General features: G+C 53.3%; 17 protein-coding genes, 1 tRNA gene and 1 rRNA gene (1 of these 19 cut by a window edge). 14 read left to right on the top strand and 5 right to left on the bottom strand.

Going from position 1 to position 19,442, the window contains the following annotated elements:
* Nucleotides 1-218: 218 nt before the first annotated feature.
* A complete protein-coding gene (gene csrD / locus GY169_RS02765; protein WP_163446533.1) occupies nt 219-2,159 on the bottom strand; it encodes an RNase E specificity factor CsrD in 1,941 nt (646 codons plus the stop codon).
* 216 nt (nt 2,160-2,375) lie between these two features.
* Here csrD and GY169_RS02760 point away from each other — a divergent pair, with 216 nt between their 5' ends.
* The 11 genes from GY169_RS02760 to fis all read left to right on the top strand — a co-directional run bounded on the left by GY169_RS02760 (nt 2,376) and on the right by fis (nt 11,894).
* Entirely contained in the window at nt 2,376-3,350 is a 975-nt protein-coding gene (locus tag GY169_RS02760) for an MDR family oxidoreductase (protein WP_167574936.1), read from the top strand.
* Between the two features lie 77 nt (nt 3,351-3,427).
* Nucleotides 3,428-4,426 (top strand): protein-methionine-sulfoxide reductase catalytic subunit MsrP, encoded by a 999-nt coding sequence (gene msrP / locus GY169_RS02755; protein ID WP_065356172.1) that lies wholly within the window; start codon nt 3,428-3,430, stop codon nt 4,424-4,426.
* Nucleotides 4,426-5,025, top strand: coding sequence for a protein-methionine-sulfoxide reductase heme-binding subunit MsrQ (gene msrQ, locus GY169_RS02750; protein ID WP_167574935.1), 600 nt, complete (start codon nt 4,426-4,428; stop codon nt 5,023-5,025). Before msrP ends, msrQ begins: the two co-directional genes overlap by 1 nt.
* 234 nt (nt 5,026-5,259) lie before the next feature.
* The gene (gene aroQ / locus GY169_RS02745; RefSeq protein WP_064541720.1) at nt 5,260-5,712 is read left to right on the top strand and encodes a type II 3-dehydroquinate dehydratase; all 453 of its coding nucleotides are present in this window, start codon (nt 5,260-5,262) and stop codon (nt 5,710-5,712) included.
* Nucleotides 5,713-5,734: 22 nt separating this feature from the next.
* Nucleotides 5,735-6,196, top strand: coding sequence for an acetyl-CoA carboxylase biotin carboxyl carrier protein (gene accB / locus GY169_RS02740; RefSeq protein WP_163446536.1), 462 nt, complete (start codon nt 5,735-5,737; stop codon nt 6,194-6,196).
* A 10-nt stretch (nt 6,197-6,206) separates the two neighbouring features.
* On the top strand, nt 6,207-7,556 hold the full coding sequence (gene accC / locus GY169_RS02735; RefSeq protein WP_163446537.1) for an acetyl-CoA carboxylase biotin carboxylase subunit: 1,350 nt from the start codon (nt 6,207-6,209) through the stop codon (nt 7,554-7,556).
* Nucleotides 7,557-7,666: 110 nt separating this feature from the next.
* A complete protein-coding gene (locus tag GY169_RS02730) occupies nt 7,667-7,912 on the top strand; it encodes a YhdT family protein (protein ID WP_064541711.1) in 246 nt (81 codons plus the stop codon).
* Nucleotides 7,902-9,353, top strand: coding sequence for a sodium/pantothenate symporter (panF, locus tag GY169_RS02725; protein ID WP_163446539.1), 1,452 nt, complete (start codon nt 7,902-7,904; stop codon nt 9,351-9,353). Before GY169_RS02730 ends, panF begins: the two co-directional genes overlap by 11 nt.
* An 11-nt stretch (nt 9,354-9,364) precedes the next feature.
* Nucleotides 9,365-10,246 (top strand): 50S ribosomal protein L11 methyltransferase, encoded by an 882-nt coding sequence (gene prmA / locus GY169_RS02720; protein WP_163446540.1) that lies wholly within the window; start codon nt 9,365-9,367, stop codon nt 10,244-10,246.
* A 361-nt stretch (nt 10,247-10,607) separates the two neighbouring features.
* On the top strand, nt 10,608-11,573 hold the full coding sequence (dusB, locus tag GY169_RS02715) for a tRNA dihydrouridine synthase DusB (protein WP_064541703.1): 966 nt from the start codon (nt 10,608-10,610) through the stop codon (nt 11,571-11,573).
* A 24-nt stretch (nt 11,574-11,597) separates the two neighbouring features.
* Nucleotides 11,598-11,894, top strand: a complete 297-nt coding sequence (gene fis, locus GY169_RS02710; RefSeq protein ID WP_000462905.1) for a DNA-binding transcriptional regulator Fis — start codon at nt 11,598-11,600, stop codon at nt 11,892-11,894.
* A gap of 71 nt (nt 11,895-11,965) precedes the next feature.
* Here the strand turns inward: fis and GY169_RS02705 are convergent, their stop codons facing one another.
* Both GY169_RS02705 and envR read right to left on the bottom strand, forming a co-directional pair.
* Complete coding sequence (locus tag GY169_RS02705; RefSeq protein ID WP_167574934.1) at nt 11,966-12,799, bottom strand: MBL fold metallo-hydrolase; 834 nt, start codon at nt 12,797-12,799, stop codon at nt 11,966-11,968.
* 120 nt (nt 12,800-12,919) lie between these two features.
* A complete protein-coding gene (envR, locus tag GY169_RS02700) occupies nt 12,920-13,573 on the bottom strand; it encodes an acrEF/envCD operon transcriptional regulator (RefSeq protein ID WP_167574933.1) in 654 nt (217 codons plus the stop codon).
* 360 nt (nt 13,574-13,933) lie between these two features.
* Here envR and GY169_RS02695 point away from each other — a divergent pair, with 360 nt between their 5' ends.
* The 3 genes from GY169_RS02695 to GY169_RS02685 all read left to right on the top strand — a co-directional run bounded on the left by GY169_RS02695 (nt 13,934) and on the right by GY169_RS02685 (nt 18,722).
* Nucleotides 13,934-15,073, top strand: a complete 1,140-nt coding sequence (locus tag GY169_RS02695) for an efflux RND transporter periplasmic adaptor subunit (protein WP_167574932.1) — start codon at nt 13,934-13,936, stop codon at nt 15,071-15,073.
* A 12-nt stretch (nt 15,074-15,085) separates the two neighbouring features.
* Entirely contained in the window at nt 15,086-18,196 is a 3,111-nt protein-coding gene (locus GY169_RS02690) for an efflux RND transporter permease subunit (RefSeq protein WP_167574931.1), read from the top strand.
* A gap of 304 nt (nt 18,197-18,500) precedes the next feature.
* A complete protein-coding gene (locus GY169_RS02685) occupies nt 18,501-18,722 on the top strand; it encodes a lipoprotein (RefSeq protein WP_035891258.1) in 222 nt (73 codons plus the stop codon).
* 564 nt (nt 18,723-19,286) lie between these two features.
* Here the strand turns inward: GY169_RS02685 and GY169_RS02680 are convergent.
* Together GY169_RS02680 and rrf are read right to left on the bottom strand one after the other, a co-directional pair.
* Nucleotides 19,287-19,359: transfer RNA gene (locus tag GY169_RS02680), tRNA-Thr, on the bottom strand.
* A 14-nt stretch (nt 19,360-19,373) separates the two neighbouring features.
* A 5S ribosomal RNA gene (rrf, locus tag GY169_RS02675) occupies nt 19,374-19,442 on the bottom strand; it runs 178 nt beyond the window's last position.

The raw sequence follows: 19,442 nt of genomic DNA, 5'->3' as shown, positions 1-19,442 counted from the left end.
CATCTGCAACGGTGAAAATTAGTGCAGTTCGTTACCTTTGTTACAAATCCAACCTGACTCCTTCAGTGCAGGGAGACTCACTGCCGCTCCATCCTGGATTTGTACCTGTCAAAGGTCGTCACATGCGTGATGCGTCGTTTTCCCTGGCGAGCAGACATGCACACTCCCGGAAAAAACCGCGCGCGTTATTCTACGTGATAAACACGTTAAACAGCAGGTCAAACCGAATATCTTTGCGAATATTTTTTCACATTTGCGTCAAGTGGCTGGGAAGAGGCAAAAAAATCTCCCTGGCCGCCGAAAACTCCGCATTCTGTCAGCACCTGCCATTCACCGCGGCTGCGTACACCGGCGGCAAATACCTGTATTGATGTTCCTTTACAGGCCTCTACCAGACTTTGTACCAGCAGCTGGTTCTGGCTGCGCTTTTCTATATCACGTACCAGCACCGGATCGATCTTAATCAGTTCAATCTCAAGCTGCTTAATCCAACTGGTGCTGACAAGGGCTAAACCTGCCTGCGTCACCGCGACCCGAACGCCTAACGCATGAATTAAACGAACGACGGGCTGGAGACGCGTCATATGTTGACAGACATCTACCTCTGCAAGTTCAAAAATAATCCGTCGACGATGCGATTTTTCGCACTGCATTAATACATCACGTAACCAGCGTTGAAAACGCGGGCGGATCAATGACTCTACGGTAACCTGAATCGCCAGGTTTTCTTGCGGCCAGAAGCTGAGGAAAGGAAGCAGACGGGTAATCTGTAAACGGTCGTACTCTTCGCCCAGTCCGAACTCCAGCACCATCGGCAGATACTCGGCGGCAATGACCTCTTCTTTACCGTCGAAGATCCGGCACATCAGCTCTCGATGATGCACGGTGCCGTCAAGACTCACGGCCGGCTTTTGATACAAACGCGGGCCGCCGCGACTGAGCATTTGCTCAATCAGGGTACGCCAGCGCACGTTGCCGCGCCCTTTCTCCGGTAGTGAATCATCATAAATGGCCCAGCTGTTGCTGCCCTGCAATACGGCATTACGTACCGCCGCTTCGGCGTGTTCCATCACCTGCTCGGTGGTTTGCCCGCTGCGCCAGGCGCAAATGCCGATATGCATCATGTCATCGCGATCGAGAATTTTTGCCAGCGGCAGACCGTCGATGGCTTTTAAGAGCTGCCCGGCAATACTGTCGGCCTCTTTTAGCGTGCGGTGCGGCAACAGAACGGTAAAGTCGCTGCGGCGGTAGCGCGCCAGTAACGCGCCGGGGTAGCGCATAATAAAGGTGGAGAGCAGGTTAATCAGGGTAAAGACGTGTTCTTCCGCCGCCGCGCGGCCCCAGTTGTCGCGCAAAAAGTCGAAATCCGGCAGGCGGATCATCATGACGATGCCGTGCGCCCCCACGTTTTCCTGGTCGTCGAGCAGCGTCGCCAACTGGCTATCGAAAAACAGACGGTTGCTCAGGCCGGTTTTTGAATCCTGCGCGGCATAAGAGCGAATCAGCGTATCCAGACGACTGCGCTGCTCGCCGGCAAACTGAATCTCCGACAGCAGCGTATCCAGCGCCGAGCTGGTACGTGCTGGCCATTCGTGAATATTTCCCTTCGCCTTCGCGCCGCGCTCGCCGTTAAGGATCCGCGTGGCGCGCATCTCCAGCAGCTCTTCACCCGCCAGCTGGCGTCGCAGCCAGCGCACGGCAATAAAGACCACCAGCACCATAAAGGCAATCGTGATAGTCAACGGCGCGGTGGTCATCAGCGAGCGGAAATAGTTGGCCATCGGGTCCAGATACACCAGATGAATCTTCATGCCGGGATGTTTGAGCGACGCCACCGTGATTTCGCGATACTGATAGTGGCTGCCCATCGGCAGATAACTACTGCTGCGGGTATGGTGGAACAGTGATTTGTCGTTCAGGGTAAAGTCGATACGCACGATGTCGAGCGGCACCATGATTTCATCGAGCTGGTTGTCGAGCGTCTCAAACGAGCTGTTGACCAGTCGATTATCCAGCACGGTCGCGACGGCCTGCACGCGCGTGGCTATCTTATACTGTATGCCGTTATAGAAACTCAGTGAGGAGCCAATTAACGTCACAAAGATGGTAAGCCCGGTTAAGAGCGTAAAAAAGGCTGAGAACTTCGTCGTTAATCGCATCCCTGAGTTAACTCCGTGGGTTAATCATCCCCGACAGAGGCCGGGTGCCAGCGTCCGTGTCTTACAAGAAGTAAGCACTAACATATCAAACCAGGCTGGCATACTACCAAACCTGGCGGATCTGGCAATTTATTGCGCCAAATCGATATCAAATGATGATAAGCGAGTATAGTCCCCGGTAAATTTTTTCACTATCAGACCATGTAAGGAAAGGTTATGCAGGCACTCATCTTAGAACAGCAGGATGGCAAAACCCTCGCCGCAGTGAAGGCCGTTGACGACAGTCTGCTGCCGCAGGGCAACGTCACCGTCGACATCCAGTGGTCCAGTTTGAATTATAAAGATGCGCTCGCCATCACCGGCAAAGGGAAAATTATCCGTAACTTCCCGATGGTGCCGGGTATCGACTTTGCCGGTACGGTTCATCACAGTGACGACGCACGCTTCACACCGGGCCAGCAGGTGCTGCTGACCGGTTGGGGCGTTGGCGAAAACCATTGGGGCGGGCTGTCCGAGCGCGCGCGCGTCAACGGTGACTGGCTGGTAACGCTGCCGGCAGGCCTGGACGGACGTAAGGCCATGATTATCGGCACCGCGGGCTTTACCGCGATGCTGTGCGTGATGGCGCTGGAAGACGCGGGCGTGCGCCCGGAAGATGGCGAAATCGTGGTGACCGGCGCCAGCGGCGGCGTAGGCAGCACCGCGATAGCTCTGCTGCATAAGCTGGGTTATCAGGTGGCCGCCGTTTCCGGACGCGAAAGCACTCATGATTACCTGCGCGCGCTGGGCGCGAGCCGTATTCTGGGCCGTGACGAATTTGCCGAAACCCGTCCGCTGGAGAAACAGCTCTGGGCCGGAGCGGTAGACACCGTGGGTGATAAAGTGCTGGCTAAAGTACTGGCACAGATGAACTACGGCAGTTGCGTCGCAGCCTGCGGCCTGGCTGGCGGTTTTGCACTCCCCACCACGGTCATGCCGTTTATCCTGCGTAACGTACGTTTGCAGGGCGTTGACTCAGTCATGACGCCAGCAGCCCGTCGCGCCGAAGCATGGAAACGTCTGGTGGCGGATCTGCCGGAAACGTTCTATCACCAAAGCGCAACGGAAATTAGCCTCGACCAGGCGCCCGCATTTGCCGACAAGATCATTAACAACCAGATTCAGGGCCGTACGCTGGTCAAAATCGCCTAAAATGCAATTTTTCGTGACATATTCGCATTAATGTCTGGCCTCCGTCATGCTTAGAAAAAAGCATGACGGAGAGCATTATGAATCGCAAAAAACTGACTGAAGCAGACGTCACGGCCGAGTCCGTGTTTATGCTCAAACGCCGCCAGGTGTTGAAAATGCTGGGCATTGGCACCGCTGCCGCCTCGCTTCCCCTGCACGCCTCCAGTCTGACCGACTGGTTTAAGGGCAATGACCGCCCTGCCGCCCCTTCAGGCGCGCCGCTTACCTTCGATAAACCCGCCCAATGGCAAAGCAAACTGACGCTGACGCCAGAAAATAAAGTCACCGGCTACAACAACTTTTATGAATTTGGGTTGGATAAGGCCGATCCGGCAGCGAACGCCGGAAGTTTACAGACCAACCCGTGGAAACTGACGATCGGTGGCGAAGTGGCGAAACCGTTGACGCTCGATCATGATGACCTGACCAAACGTTTTCCACTGGAAGAACGAATTTATCGAATGCGCTGCGTGGAGGCGTGGTCGATGGTGGTGCCGTGGATTGGCTTCCCGCTGCATAAGCTGCTGGCTGCCGTCGAACCCACCAGCAACGCGAAGTACGTGGCTTTTAAAACCCTCTACTCGCCAGAAACCATGCCCGGACAGAAGGATCGCTTTATCGGCGGCGGCCTGGCATATCCTTATATAGAAGGGCTACGTCTGGACGAAGCGATGAATCCGCTGACGCTGCTCACCGTGGGCGTTTACGGCAAAGCATTACCGCCGCAAAACGGCGCGCCGATCCGCCTGACGGTGCCATGGAAGTACGGCTTTAAAGGCATTAAGTCGATTGTCAGTATTACGCTCACCCGCGATCGCCCCGATACCACCTGGAACCTGGCGGCGCCTGATGAATACGGTTTTTACGCCAACGTGAACCCGCATGTCGATCACCCTCGCTGGTCTCAGGCAACGGAACGGTTTATCGGTTCTGGCGGCATTCTCGACGTACAGCGCCAACCGACGCTGCTGTTTAACGGCTACGCCGATGAGGTGGCCTCGCTGTATCGCGGGATGAATCTGCGGGAGAATTTTTAATGCGTTTCACGGCTAAACAGATAATTTGGCTGAAAGTTTGCCTGCATCTTGCCGCATTTTTGCCGTTTGCGTGGCTGTTCTGGGCGGTCTCTCAAGGGCAGCTCAGCGCCGATCCGGTCAAGGATATCCAGCACTTTACCGGTAGGATGGCTCTGAAATTGCTGCTGGCGACCTTGTTGGTCGCCCCGCTGGCGCGTTACGCTAAACAGCCGTTGCTGATTCGCACACGCCGCTTGTTGGGTCTGTGGTGTTTCACCTGGGCGACGATTCACCTCACCAGCTACAGCCTGCTGGAACTGGGGATCCAGAATCTGTCGCTATTAGGGCAAGAAATTGTAACTCGACCCTATCTGCTGCTGGGATTAGCCTGCTGGCTTATCCTGTTGGCGCTGGCGGTCACCTCAACGCAGGCGATGCAACGAAAACTCGGGCGACGCTGGCAGCTTTTGCATAACTTCGTCTATCTTGTCGCGATCCTCGCGCCGATACATTATCTGTGGTCGGTGAAGATTATCTCACCACAACCGCTCATCTATGCCGGCTGCGCCATCGTGTTATTAGCCTGTCGCTATAAGAAGTTTCGCCAGTGGTGGCGATGATGTCGCGATATGTGCGGTTTACCACAATTCACTTATAGTCAGACGTTCTTTACACGATAGCAGTTGATAATCTTCCCTGATAAGACCAGTATTTAGCTGCCAAATGCTACGAAATAGTTATAATGTGCGACCTTGGTTTTCCTGACGGGGGTTTTAAGCCTCTGAAAAGGTGACAATCGCGCATCGAAGGTATATTTTGTTTTTTACCCGAGAATTGCAGGAGATAGCAGCACAATGACTGACAAGTTTCGCATTTTGCTTTTGAACGGCCCGAACCTGAATATGTTAGGCACCCGTGAGCCAGAGAAGTATGGCACGCTGACGCTTTCCCAGATCGTAAGCCGCTTAACCGCGGAAGCCGAAGCCTTGAACGTCACGCTCGACAGCCTGCAATCCAACGCCGAGTACGTCCTCATCGACCGTATTCATCAGGCTAAAGACAATATTGACTATATCCTGATCAATCCGGCCGCGTTCACGCACACGAGCGTTGCCCTTCGCGATGCGTTGCTGTCGGTGAGCATCCCGTTTATCGAGATTCACCTCAGCAACGTCCATGCGCGCGAACCATTCCGTCATCATTCGTATCTGTCTGATATCGCTTCCGGCGTTATCTGCGGGCTCGGGGCTGACGGCTATTCATACGCTTTACAGACGGCGGTAAAACGCCTGTCACAATCAAACTAAACAAAGAGTACGGAACCCACTCATGGATATTCGTAAGATTAAAAAACTGATCGAGCTGGTCGAAGAGTCTGGCATCAACGAACTGGAAATTTCTGAAGGCGAAGAGTCTGTGCGCATCAGCCGCACGGCGCCGAACACCGGTATTCCAGTGATGCAGCAGGCTTATGCAGCGCCTGTTATGCAACAGCAGGCACCTGTCGCGGCAGCAGCACCAGCCGCAGCTGAAGCCCCGGCTAAAGCTGAAATCAGTGGTCACATCGTACGTTCCCCGATGGTTGGTACTTTCTATCGCACTCCAGGCCCGGATGCTAAAGCATTCGTGGAAGTTGGTCAGAAAGTTAACGTGGGCGACACCCTGTGCATCGTTGAAGCGATGAAAATGATGAACCAGATTGAAGCTGACAAAGCAGGGACTGTGAAAGCAATCCTGGTAGAAAGCGGTCAGCCGGTTGAATTTGACGAGCCGCTGGTCGTCATCGAGTAACGAGGCGAAGATGCTGGATAAAATTGTCATCGCTAACCGCGGCGAGATCGCACTGCGTATTCTTCGTGCCTGTAAAGAACTGGGCATCAAGACCGTCGCTGTGCACTCGACTGCGGACCGCGATTTAAAACACGTACTGCTGGCGGATGAGACGGTTTGTATCGGCCCGGCGCCATCCGTAAAAAGCTATCTGAACATCCCGGCTATCATCAGCGCAGCTGAGATCACCGGCGCTGTGGCGATTCACCCAGGCTATGGCTTCCTCTCTGAGAACGCCAACTTTGCCGAGCAGGTTGAACGTTCCGGCTTTATCTTCATCGGCCCGAAAGCCGACACCATCCGCCTGATGGGCGACAAAGTGTCTGCGATCACCGCGATGAAGAAAGCAGGCGTACCGACCGTTCCGGGCTCTGACGGCCCGCTGGGCGACGACATGGACGCTAACCGCGCACATGCGAAACGCATCGGCTACCCGGTCATCATCAAAGCCTCAGGCGGCGGCGGCGGTCGCGGTATGCGCGTAGTGCGCAGCGACTCCGACCTGGCCCAGTCCATTGCCATGACCAAAGCGGAAGCGAAATCTGCTTTCAACAATGACATGGTGTACATGGAAAAATACCTGGAAAATCCTCGCCACGTCGAGATCCAGGTACTGGCTGATGGTCAGGGCAACGCTATCTATCTGGCTGAACGTGACTGCTCCATGCAGCGTCGTCACCAGAAAGTCGTCGAAGAAGCACCGGCACCGGGCATTACCCCGGAACTGCGTCGCTACATCGGCGAGCGCTGCGCGAAAGCGTGTGTGGATATCGGCTACCGCGGCGCGGGTACTTTCGAGTTCCTGTTTGAAAACGGTGAGTTCTACTTCATTGAAATGAACACCCGTATCCAGGTAGAGCACCCGGTTACCGAGATGATCACCGGCGTTGACCTGATCAAAGAGCAGCTGCGTATTGCTGCCGGTCAGCCGCTGTCCATCAAGCAAGAAGAAGTGCAGGTTCGCGGCCATGCGGTGGAATGCCGTATCAACGCCGAAGACCCGGACACCTTCCTGCCAAGCCCGGGTAAAATCACCCGCTTCCACGCGCCGGGCGGCTTTGGCGTTCGTTGGGAATCTCATATCTACGCCGGCTACACCGTACCGCCGTACTATGACTCAATGATCGGCAAACTCATCTGCTACGGTGAGACCCGTGACGTGGCGATTGCTCGCATGAAGAATGCGCTGCAGGAGCTGATCATCGACGGTATCAAAACCAACGTTGATCTGCAGATGCGCATTATGAGCGACGAGAACTTCCAGCATGGTGGTACCAACATCCACTATCTGGAGAAAAAACTCGGATTGCAGGAAAAATAATCCTGTTCTCGCAGCAAAAGGCCGGATTTTCCGGCCTTTTTTCTTTTTCTCTCCCCTCATCTTTTCCTTGCGGTACAATCCCCGCTTTCTTCATCCACAAGGGACAAAAAATGGACAAGCGTTTTGTTCAGGCCCATAAAGAGGCGCGCTGGGCGCTGTGGCTAACCCTTCTCTATCTTGCCGCGTGGTTAGCAAGCGCTTACATACCGAACTCTGTTCAGGGCTTCACTGGCCTGCCGCACTGGTTTGAGATGGCCTGCCTGCTGATTCCGCTGGTATTTATTTTGTTGTGTTGGGCGATGGTGAAATTTATCTATCGCGATATTCCGCTGGAGGATGACGACCATGCAGCTTGAAGTCATTCTGCCGCTTATCGCCTATCTGCTCGTCGTTTTTGGTCTGTCGATTTACGCCATGCGTAAACGAGCGACCGGAAACTTCCTCAATGAGTATTTTCTCGGTAGCCGCTCAATGGGGGGCATCGTCCTGGCGATGACGCTCACGGCCACCTATATCAGCGCCAGTTCGTTTATCGGCGGGCCGGGCGCGGCTTATAAGTACGGGCTTGGGTGGGTGCTGCTGGCGATGATTCAACTACCCGCCGTCTGGCTCTCGCTGGGGGTATTGGGCAAAAAGTTCGCTATTCTTGCTCGTCGCTATAACGCCGTGACGCTCAACGATATGCTGTTTGCTCGCTATCAGAGCCGCCTGCTGGTCTGGCTGGCAAGCCTGAGTCTGCTGGTTGCTTTTGTCGGCGCGATGACCGTCCAGTTTATCGGCGGCGCGCGCCTGCTGGAAACCGCCGCGGGCATTCCCTATGAAACCGGCCTGCTCATTTTTGGTATCAGCATTGCACTGTATACCGCGTTCGGCGGCTTTCGCGCCAGCGTGCTGAACGACACCATGCAGGGCCTGGTGATGCTTGTCGGCACCATCGTACTGCTGGTTGGCATTGTGCATGCAGCGGGCGGGTTGAGCCACGCGGTGCAAACACTGGAAGCGATTGACCCGAAACTCGTTTCGCCACAAGGGGCGGATGATATTCTGTCGCCGACCTTTATGACCTCGTTCTGGGTGCTGGTCTGCTTTGGGGTAATTGGTTTACCGCACACGGCAGTGCGCTGCATCTCTTATAAAGACAGTAAGGCGGTGCACCGGGGTATTATTATCGGGACGATCGTCGTCGCGATCCTGATGTTCGGTATGCACCTTGCCGGCGCGCTGGGACGCGCGGTTATTCCGGACCTCACGGTGCCGGATCTGGTCATTCCTACATTGATGGTGAAAGTGCTCCCCCCCTTCGCGGCAGGGATTTTCCTGGCGGCGCCGATGGCGGCAATTATGTCGACAATTAATGCCCAACTGCTGCAAAGTTCCGCTACGATCATCAAAGATCTCTATTTGAATCTGCACCCGGAACAGATGCAGAATGAGCGTCGTTTGAAGCGCATGTCGGCAGCAATCACGCTGATTCTGGGCGCATTGCTGCTGCTGGCCGCCTGGCGCCCGCCTGAGATGATTATCTGGTTAAACCTGCTGGCCTTTGGCGGGCTTGAAGCCGTATTCCTGTGGCCGTTGGTGTTAGGCCTGTATTGGGAGCGTGCCAATGCAGCCGGAGCGCTGAGCGGGATGATCGTGGGTGGCGTGCTGTACGCCGTACTGGCGACGTTTAATATTCAGTACCTGGGCTTCCATCCGATTGTGCCTTCGTTACTGCTAAGTTTGCTGGCGTTTGTGGTCGGGAACCGTTTTGGTCAACCTGCCCCACAAGCAGCCGTAATTTCTACTGATAAATAAAGAGTTTTGCCATGCCGTGGATCCAACTGAAACTGAACACAACCGGCGCCCATGCCGAAGATCTTAGCGATGCGCTGATGGAAGCCGGTTCGGTCTCCATCACCTTCCAGGATACGCATGACACGCCGGTCTTCGAGCCGTTGCCGGGTGAAACTCGCCTGTGGGGCGATACCGACGTTATCGGCCTGTTTGATGCAGAAACCGACATGAAAGAGGTCGTTTCCCTGCTTGAGCAACATCCGCTGCTGGGCGCGGGTTTTGCGCATAAAATCGAACAGCTGGAAGATAAAGACTGGGAGCGCGAGTGGATGGACAACTTCCACCCGATGCGCTTTGGCGAGCGTTTGTGGATCTGCCCAAGCTGGCGCGACGTGCCGGATGAGAACGCGGTTAACGTGATGCTCGACCCGGGTCTGGCCTTCGGCACTGGTACCCACCCAACCACTTCGCTGTGCCTGCAGTGGCTGGATGGACTGGATCTGACCGGCAAGACGGTGATCGACTTCGGCTGCGGTTCCGGGATCCTCGCGATCGCCGCGCTGAAGCTGGGCGCGGCGAAAGCCATCGGGATCGATATCGATCCGCAGGCCATTCAGGCCAGCCGCGACAATGCCCAGCGTAACGGCGTTTCCGAACGCCTGGAGCTGTATCTGCCGCAGGACCAGCCAGAAGCCATGAAAGCCGACGTGGTGGTCGCCAACATCCTGGCCGGCCCATTACGTGAACTCGCGCCGTTAATCAGCGTGCTGCCGGTTACAGGCGGCCTGCTGGGCCTGTCAGGCATCCTGGCCAGCCAGGCGGAAAGCGTATGTGAAGCGTATGCCGACCTCTTCGACCTCGACGCCGTCGTCGAAAAAGAAGAGTGGTGCCGCATTACTGGCCGCAAAAAATAATCGTCTCTGAATGCGGCCTGCTGGCCGCATTTTCCCCTCCCCGAACGTTTTATCCCCCTCATAAATGCGAGACAGATCGCATTTACCGAACCAATATTGTTCATTAAATCATCATTTTATCGCTCAAGCGCTCGCCGTTGCGCAAGAATACGAGAGAAGTTTGATGATTTTCTGAATGCGCACAAAACATTCACTTTTGTATAATCTGATGATTAATATGGAAATTTATCGTCGATTCGCTTTCAGTACTGAGATTCATTGATCTACAACATCGGATTGCTCAAAGTTTGGCCTTTCATCTCGTGCAAAAAATGCGTAATATACGCCGCCTTGCAGTCACAGTATGGTCATTTCTTAACTCATGCGTATCGGACAACACCAGCTCAGAAATCGCCTGATCGCAGCGCCCATGGCTGGCATCACTGACAGACCATTCCGGACGTTGTGCTACGAGATGGGAGCAGGCTTAACCGTATCAGAGATGATGTCCTCCAACCCGCAGGTGTGGGAGAGCGATAAATCTCGGTTACGTATGGTGCACGTGGATGAACCAGGTATTCGTACCGTGCAAATCGCCGGTAGCGATCCTGAAGAGATGGCCGGAGCCGCCCGCATTAATGTGGAAAGCGGCGCCCAGATTATTGATATTAATATGGGCTGTCCGGCAAAAAAGGTGAATCGCAAGCTAGCAGGCTCAGCCCTACTGCAATATCCGGATCAGGTGAAGGCTATCCTGAACGCGGTTGTTAAGGCGGTGGACGTTCCTGTCACACTCAAGATTCGCACTGGCTGGGCTCCTGAGCACCGTAACTGTGTAGAAATTGCCCAACTGGCTGAAGACTGTGGCATTCAGGCTCTGACTATTCACGGACGCACCCGCGCCTGCTTGTTTAACGGAGACGCTGAGTACGACAGCATTCGGACAGTTAAGCAGAACGTTTCCATTCCGATTATCGCGAATGGCGACATTACTGACCCGCTTAAAGCCAGAGCTGTACTCGACTATACGGGGGCTGATGCCCTGATGATAGGACGTGCGGCTCAGGGAAGACCCTGGATCTTTCGGGAAATCCAGCATTATCTGGACACTGGGGAGCTGCTACCTCCACTGCCTCTGGCAGAGGTGAAGCGCTTGCTTTGTGCGCACGTTCGGGAACTGCATGACTTTTACGGTCAGGCAAAAGGGTACCGAATCGCGCGGAAACACGTCTCCTGGTATCTCCAGGAGCACGCTCCAAATGACCAGTTTCGGCGCACATTCAACGCCATTGAGGATGCCAGCGAACAGCTGGAGGCGTTGGAGGCATACTTCGAAAATTTTGCGTAATAGAAATAAAGAGCTGACAGAACTATGTTCGAACAACGCGTAAATTCTGACGTACTGACCGTTTCTACCGTTAACTCTCAGGATCAGGTAACCCAAAAACCCCTGCGTGACTCGGTTAAACAGGCACTGAAGAACTATTTTGCTCAACTGAACGGTCAGGACGTTAATGACCTGTATGAGCTGGTACTGGCTGAAGTAGAACAGCCCCTGTTGGACATGGTGATGCAATACACCCGTGGTAACCAGACCCGCGCAGCCCTGATGATGGGCATCAACCGCGGTACTCTGCGTAAGAAACTGAAAAAATACGGCATGAACTGATACTAATCAGTTAATTGCTTGATTTTGAAGGCGCTACTCGGCATGGGGAAGCGCCTTTTTTATTGCCTGTTTTACGCCTTCATATAGACGATACGGTATCCTGGTCCCTCAGGGATGACCTGCGCAAAACCACTCCCCCCAAAGTGCATTCCCGCCACCAGCAGTTTTTCCTGCGCCGCCTGCGCCAGGATGCGTTTACGTGAAGACTTTGCCTGCTCAGGGTCGATATCAAACGCAATGGACACATCGGGATGTGCCGTCTGAATATAGGGGAAGTGGACGATATCTCCCCAGATAAGCAGGCTGGCCTGCGGCGTATCGATTCTGAAGCCCGTATGCCCTGGCGTATGACCAGGCAGATGAACCGGCTGAATCCCCTCGATAATCGGCTTGTCGTCGAGTAAAGAAACGCGTTCGCCGTATACCGCCAACGTCTGGCGCGCCCGGATAAAGTTACGCTGCGCACGTTCGTTAGCCTGCGCCAGACGCTCATCATTCTGCCAGAACGCGATTTCGAGCGGATGAATGTAGAGCCGGGCATTCGGATAAACAGCCGCTCCGGCTTCATCCAGCAAGCCGCCGATATGATCGGGATGCGCATGGGTTAACAGCAACGTATCGACCGCCTGCGGCTCAACGCCAAACGCCTGTAGATTATCCCTGAACAGCCCACCCACGTTGTTTGCGCCCCCCGTGCCGGAATCCACCAGAATCGTGCGCCCGCGTCCGCGAATCAGATAGCCATAAATATGCAGGTTGCCGGGTTCAGCCACGCCGGCGCTGCGCTGAATCTCTCCCGCGTCGGTCGTCGTGATACCCGAGAGCAGATCCAGGCTGGCGGACATATTCCCGTCGCTCAGCGCGGTTACCTGAAAATCCCCAATCTGGCGGGAAATAAAGTCCATAAACACCTCATTATGATCACGGTAAGTAACAAATAAGATGACAGATACTGCGTATGGAAAACAGTGGGAGAATGGTGAGATGAAATTTTTTCAGCCATCCCTGACCGAAAGCGTGCAGAATTACTGATTAACCACCAGAGCAGGTCGGCTCGCCCAGAAACTTTGGGCGCAGACCGTGGACATAATATTGTCCACCAGCAGTGGCGCTTGTTGATAGAGATCGAACTGCTGCGGGTCCATTAACCAGTTTTTAATCAAACCGCTAAACGCGCTATATAAAACGATTAATATAATCTCAATATTTGTATCTTTAGGTAAGATCTGGTTACGTACACAGCCCTGCAGTATATTACGTACGGAATCATAGCCAAATCCTATTTTCTTTCTGATTTCGCACTCCGACATCATGTCGCTATTAAATTCGCACTTATGATACAGAATCTGCATCAAAGCACGCTGACGCGGCGTTTCCGCAATATATTGCAAACCTAATACAAATTTATTCCTTAAGTCCAATAATGGATTTCCAGTCTCTATTTGTTTCAATTTATGATGAACTAAATCACGCAGAGGGAGTTGCTCCTGCCACATTGCGTTAAATAGCTCACTCTTACTTGAAAAATGCCAGTAAACCGCCCCCCGCGTGACGCCAGCAGCATCGGCAATATCAGTCAGCGTGGTGTTGCTGACGCCGCGCCGCGCAAACTGTTCGATTGCCGCGTCGAGCAGCATCTGACGCGTCTTGAGCGCCTCTTCTTTCGTTTTTCTTGCCATGAAATGTATCGCTTACCGTTGGATGAGCGGTGAATAATTTATATTACTCTATTCAATCTACCATTCAGATTAACCGCTGTGTTTACCAAAAAGTTTGATAGCCTCCGAAAAATAGATAAATACAGTGAATCCATGTTTTATTAAATTATCATTCACTATATGAATATAATCATCCGTATTATGCCTTGGCTTATTCTCCAATCCTGCTATTTTTGTGTTTCCGTGCCTTGCCACTCCATCAAAAATAACTATCTCTTACATCCAACGGTGTTTATTTGTAGGATAACGAACTGTTTTTTATTCACCCTTTCTTTCACAGATTTGTAGTCAAATCTGGCTATCAATCTATAAGGAACCGCAATGACGAGCCACGCCAGAGTTACACTCTTATCCAGCTTAATTATCTCTGCGGCATTATTAAGCGGCTGCGATAATTCAGGCGATCAGCAAGCGCATGCCCCCATGCCTCAGGTTACTGTTCATGTTGTGAACAATGCGCCACTCTCCATCATCACTGAATTGCCGGGCCGCACCTCCGCGTTCCGTGTCGCAGAGGTTCGCCCACAGGTCAGCGGTATTATCCTGAAGCGTAACTTTGTGGAAGGTAGTGACGTTGAAGCCGGGCAATCGCTTTACCAAATCGACCCTGCAACCTATCAGGCAGCTTATGACAGCGCCAAAGGCGACGAGTCAAAAGCAGAGGCCGCCGCCGCCATTGCCCATCTGACGGTAAAACGCTATGTCCCGCTGTTGGGGACGAAATACATCAGTCAGCAGGATTATGACCAGGCGGTGGCGACTGCGCGTCAGGCCGATGCCGACGTCATGGCGGCAAAAGCCGCTGTCGAGAGTGCCCGGATCAATCTTGCTTATACCAAAGTGACCTCTCCTATCACCGGTCGCATTGGCAAGTCCAGCGTGACGGAAGGCGCGCTGGTGACCAACGGGCAGTCCAACGCGATGGCCACGGTGCAGCAGCTCGATCCGATTTACGTCGATGTGACCCAGTCCAGCAGCGATTTTATGCGTCTGAAGCAGGAGAGCCTGCAACAGGGTAGCGATGCGAAGAGCGTCCAGTTAGTAATGGAGAATGGTCAGCCCTACGCGCTGAAAGGGTCTCTGCAATTCTCTGATGTCACTGTTGATGAAAGCACCGGCTCGATCACCCTACGCGCCATCTTCCCTAACCCGCAGCATACGCTGCTGCCGGGCATGTTTGTGCGAGCACGCATCGATGAAGGGGTAAATCCGAGCGCAATGCTGGTTCCACAGCAGGGTGTCACCCGTACGCCGCGAGGCGATGCCACCGTGCTGCTGGTCAATGACAAAAATCAGGTGGAAACCCGTAACGTTGTGGCCGCGCAGGCAGTTGGCGACCAGTGGCTGATCACCAGCGGCCTGAAGGCTGGCGATAAAGTTATCGTCAGTGGGCTACAGAAAGTACGCCCTGGCGTGACCGTGAAGGCAGAAGAGGATACCGCGGCTCCGGCTGCGCAATAAGGTACCAAACCCATGTCTAAGTTTTTTATCCATCGTCCAGTTTTTGCCTGGGTTCTGGCCATCATTTTGATGATCGCCGGCGGGCTGGCTATTTTGCAGTTGCCTATCGCGCAATATCCTACGATTGCACCGCCAGCCGTGGCGATCTCCGCCACTTATCCGGGTGCTGACGCCCAGACCGTGCAGGACACCGTTACTCAGGTTATCGAACAGAATATGAACGGTATCGATAATCTGATGTATATGTCCTCTACCAGCGATTCAGCCGGTTCGGTGACTATCACTCTGACCTTTAATTCAGGGACCGATCCGGATATCGCCCAGGTTCAGGTGCAGAACAAACTGCAGCTGGCCACGCCGTTGCTGCCGCAGGAAGTGCAGCAGCAAGGGATCAGCGTAGAGAAATCAAGCAGCAGCTTCCTGTTAGTCGCCGGGTTTATCTCCGATAACCCGAATACCGTGCAGGACGACATTTCTGACTACATCGCCTCTAACGTTAAAGATCCGATCAGCCGTCTGAACGGCGTCGGCGACGTCCAGCTTTTTGGCGCACAATACGCGATGCGTATCTGGCTCGACGGGAATCAGCTCAACAAATACAACCTGACGCCGGTCGACGTGATCAATCAGTTGAAGGTACAGAACGATCAGATTGCTGCCGGTCAGTTGGGTGGCACACCTTCAGTGAAAGGTCAGCAGCTTAACGCTTCTATCATTGCGCAGACACGTCTGAAAGATCCGGTTGAGTTCGGTAAAGTCACCCTACGTGTTAACGCCGATGGTTCTGTCGTTCATCTGAGCGATGTCGCGCGCATTGAGCTAGGTGGCGAAAACTACAACGTCGTTGCCCGTATTAACGGTAAACCGGCTTCAGGGCTGGGGATTAAGCTTGCCACGGGCGCGAATGCGCTGGATACGGCGAACGCAATTAAGGCCAAGCTGGCAGAGCTACAGCCTTTCTTCCCGCAGGGAATGAAAGTGGTCTATCCGTACGACACCACGCCATTCGTCACCATCTCGATTCACGAAGTGGTCAAAACGCTGTTTGAAGCGATTATCCTCGTCTTCCTCGTTATGTATCTGTTCTTACAGAACATCCGCGCTACGCTCATTCCCACAATCGCCGTGCCGGTGGTATTGCTGGGGACCTTTGCCGTACTGGAGATGTTTGGCTACTCGATAAACACCCTGACGATGTTCGGGATGGTGCTCGCAATAGGCCTATTGGTCGATGATGCCATCGTGGTGGTTGAAAACGTTGAGCGTGTGATGGTCGAAGAACAGCTTTCGCCGGTTGAAGCGACGGAGAAATCCATGTCGCAGATTCAGGGCGCGCTGGTCGGTATCGCCATGGTGCTATCGGCGGTGTTCGTGCCGATGGCCTTCTTTGGCGGCTCTACCGGCGCTATCTACCGCCAGTTCTCAATTACCATCGTTTCGGCCATGGCACTGTCGGTTCTGGTTGCCTTGATTCTGACCCCCGCACTGTGCGCCACGCTGTTGAAACCAGGGTCAGCCGATCACCATGAGAAGAAAGGGTTCTTCGGCTGGTTCAACAATAAGTTTGATCAGAGCGTTAACCACTACACCAACAGCGTGAGCGGCATTCTGCGCTGCACCGGTCGTTATCTGGTTATCTATGTTCTTATTGTCGTTGGGATGGCGGTGCTGTTTGTCCGTCTCCCTACGTCCTTCCTGCCGGATGAAGATCAGGGTGTATTCATGACCATGGTTCAGCTCCCGGCTGGCGCTACGCAGGAACGCACGCAGAAGGTACTGGATACCGTTACCCACTACTATCTGAATAACGAGAAGGCCAATGTGGCAAGCGTCTTTACCGTTAACGGTTTCAGCTTCAGCGGTCAGGGGCAAAACTCCGGTATGGCGTTTGTTAGTCTCAAGCCGTGGGATGAACGTAGCGGTGATAAGAACAGCGCAGAGTCCATCATCAAACGTGCGACCATGGCCTTCAGCCAGATTAAAGACGCCATGGTCTTCCCGTTCAATATGCCAGCCATTATCGAACTCGGTACGGCTACCGGCTTTGACTTCGAGTTGATTGATCAGGGTAACCTTGGCCATACCGCGCTGACTCAGGCACGTAATCAGCTACTGGGCATGGTGCAGCAGCATCCAGACCAGTTGGTTCGCGTACGTCCAAACGGACTGGAAGACACCGCGCAGTTCAAGCTGGATGTCGACCAGGAAAAAGCGCAGGCACTGGGCATCTCTCTGTCGGATATCAATGAAACCATTTCAGCGGCGCTGGGGGGTTACTACGTTAACGACTTTATCGATCATGGCCGCGTGAAGAAGGTATATGTTCAGGCGGATGCTAAATTCCGTATGCTGCCAGGTGATGTCAACAATATGTACGTGCGAAGCGCTAACGGCGAGATGGTGCCGTTCTCTGCCTTCGTCACTTCACATTGGGTTTACGGTTCACCGCGTCTGGAACGTTATAATGGTTTGCCTTCCATGGAGATTTTGGGTGAAGCCGCACCGGGTAAAAGTACCGGTGAGGCCATGACGCTGATGGAACAAATGGCCAGCAAGCTGCCGTCTGGTATTGGCTTTGACTGGACGGGTATGTCCTATCAGGAACGTTTATCCGGCAACCAGGCACCTGCGCTATATGCGATCTCGCTGATCGTCGTCTTCCTGTGTCTGGCGGCACTCTATGAGAGCTGGTCTATCCCATTCTCCGTTATGCTGGTCGTGCCTTTGGGGGTTGTCGGTGCGCTACTGGCAGCATCGCTACGTGGTTTGAATAACGACGTTTACTTCCAGGTAGGGCTGTTAACCACGATTGGTTTATCAGCGAAGAACGCGATTTTGATCGTTGAGTTTGCCAAGGATCTTATGGAAAAAGAGGGCAAGGGGATCATTGAGGCAACGCTTGAGGCATCACGCATGCGTCTACGTCCAATCTTAATGACTTCGCTGGCCTTCATTCTTGGCGTTATGCCGCTGGTCATCAGCCATGGTGCCGGTAGCGGCGCGCAGAATGCGGTAGGTACCGGGGTTATGGGGGGAATGTTAACAGCAACACTGCTGGCCATTTTCTTCGTACCGGTATTCTTCGTGGTCGTCAGACGTCGCTTTACCAAACATACGGACTAACCTCAGCAACTATCCTGTGAAAGGCGTCTTCGGACGCCTTTTTTAGCGCCAGATAAAGACAGGAGACTCAATACGTTATCGCTGATTTCGCTTATTACTCTGACTATCAGATTATTTCATTATTTTCATCTGCATCATTTCTACACAATCCCCCCCATTTATCACTTCTTCTCCACGATATTTACGTAACTCATAAATTGAGATTATTTCCCCTATCAGACCATGGCTATGCAGGTGATAAAATAAGCCATTCCGTAATACGTCCATGATGGCGTAATGAAACGGACTCTTTAGAGGCTATATCATGAAAAAATTTATTCTGGTGACGTTGCTGGCAACTCTGCTTGCGGGCTGTGCACATGATTCACCTTGCGTTCCGGTCTATGATGACCAGGGCCGTCTGGTTCACACCAACACCTGTATGAAAGGGACAACGCAAGACAACTGGGAAACCGCAGGAGCCATCGCCGGTGGTGCAGCGGCTCTGGCAGGGCTGACGCTGGGTATCGTCGCGCTGACCAAGTAACAGAACGGTCGTAAAGGCTCGTACCTACGTTTTTTGCCCCGCGCTAGTTGTTATTTTATTAATAACGCTGACGCGGGTTTATTTTATTCCTTGCGCGTATTCTCCTCTTATTCAGCATCGCATAAAAATCACCAGATATAATAAAGAGATAGCACTACATTTTATTTCAAAGGCGCTATGACGCCCTGTTAAATATAAGGTGATGACACTCTTTACGCGATGTAGATGCCCTGTATTAGCAATCGCTATGTATCAAATCAGCAAGGAAGGCAAAGCCGACAAGAGGCACTTAATCAATCCTGTGTTGGCATCCGGACAGGATATTTGTCGACATACAAGCGCAGCGATCCGATTGGCTGGCGACAGACGTAAAAAAGCCCATCCGTCAGGATGGGCTTTTTCGCTACCGGAGAGCGCTCTCCGACAAACAACAGATAAAACAAAAGGCCCAGTCTTTCGACTGAGCCTTTTGTTTTTATTTGATGTCTGGCAGTTCCCTACTCTCGCATGGGGAGACCCCACACTACCATCGGCGCTACGGCGTTTCACTTCTGAGTTCGGCAGTGCTGATACCCAGAGTCGAACTGGGGACCTCACCCTTACCAAGGGTGCGCTCTACCAACTGAGCCATATCAGCACGCTAAATTTGATGCCTGGCAGTTCCCTACTCTCGCATGGGGAGACCCCACACTACCATCGGCGCTACGGCGTTTCACTTCT

It is taken from the genome of Kluyvera genomosp. 3 (genome assembly GCF_011765685.1).
In the GTDB taxonomy this organism is placed as follows: domain Bacteria; phylum Pseudomonadota; class Gammaproteobacteria; order Enterobacterales; family Enterobacteriaceae; genus Kluyvera; species Kluyvera georgiana_A.
The sequence above is the reverse complement of the archived record's forward strand: the minus strand, read 5'-3'. Positions and strand labels throughout refer to the sequence as shown.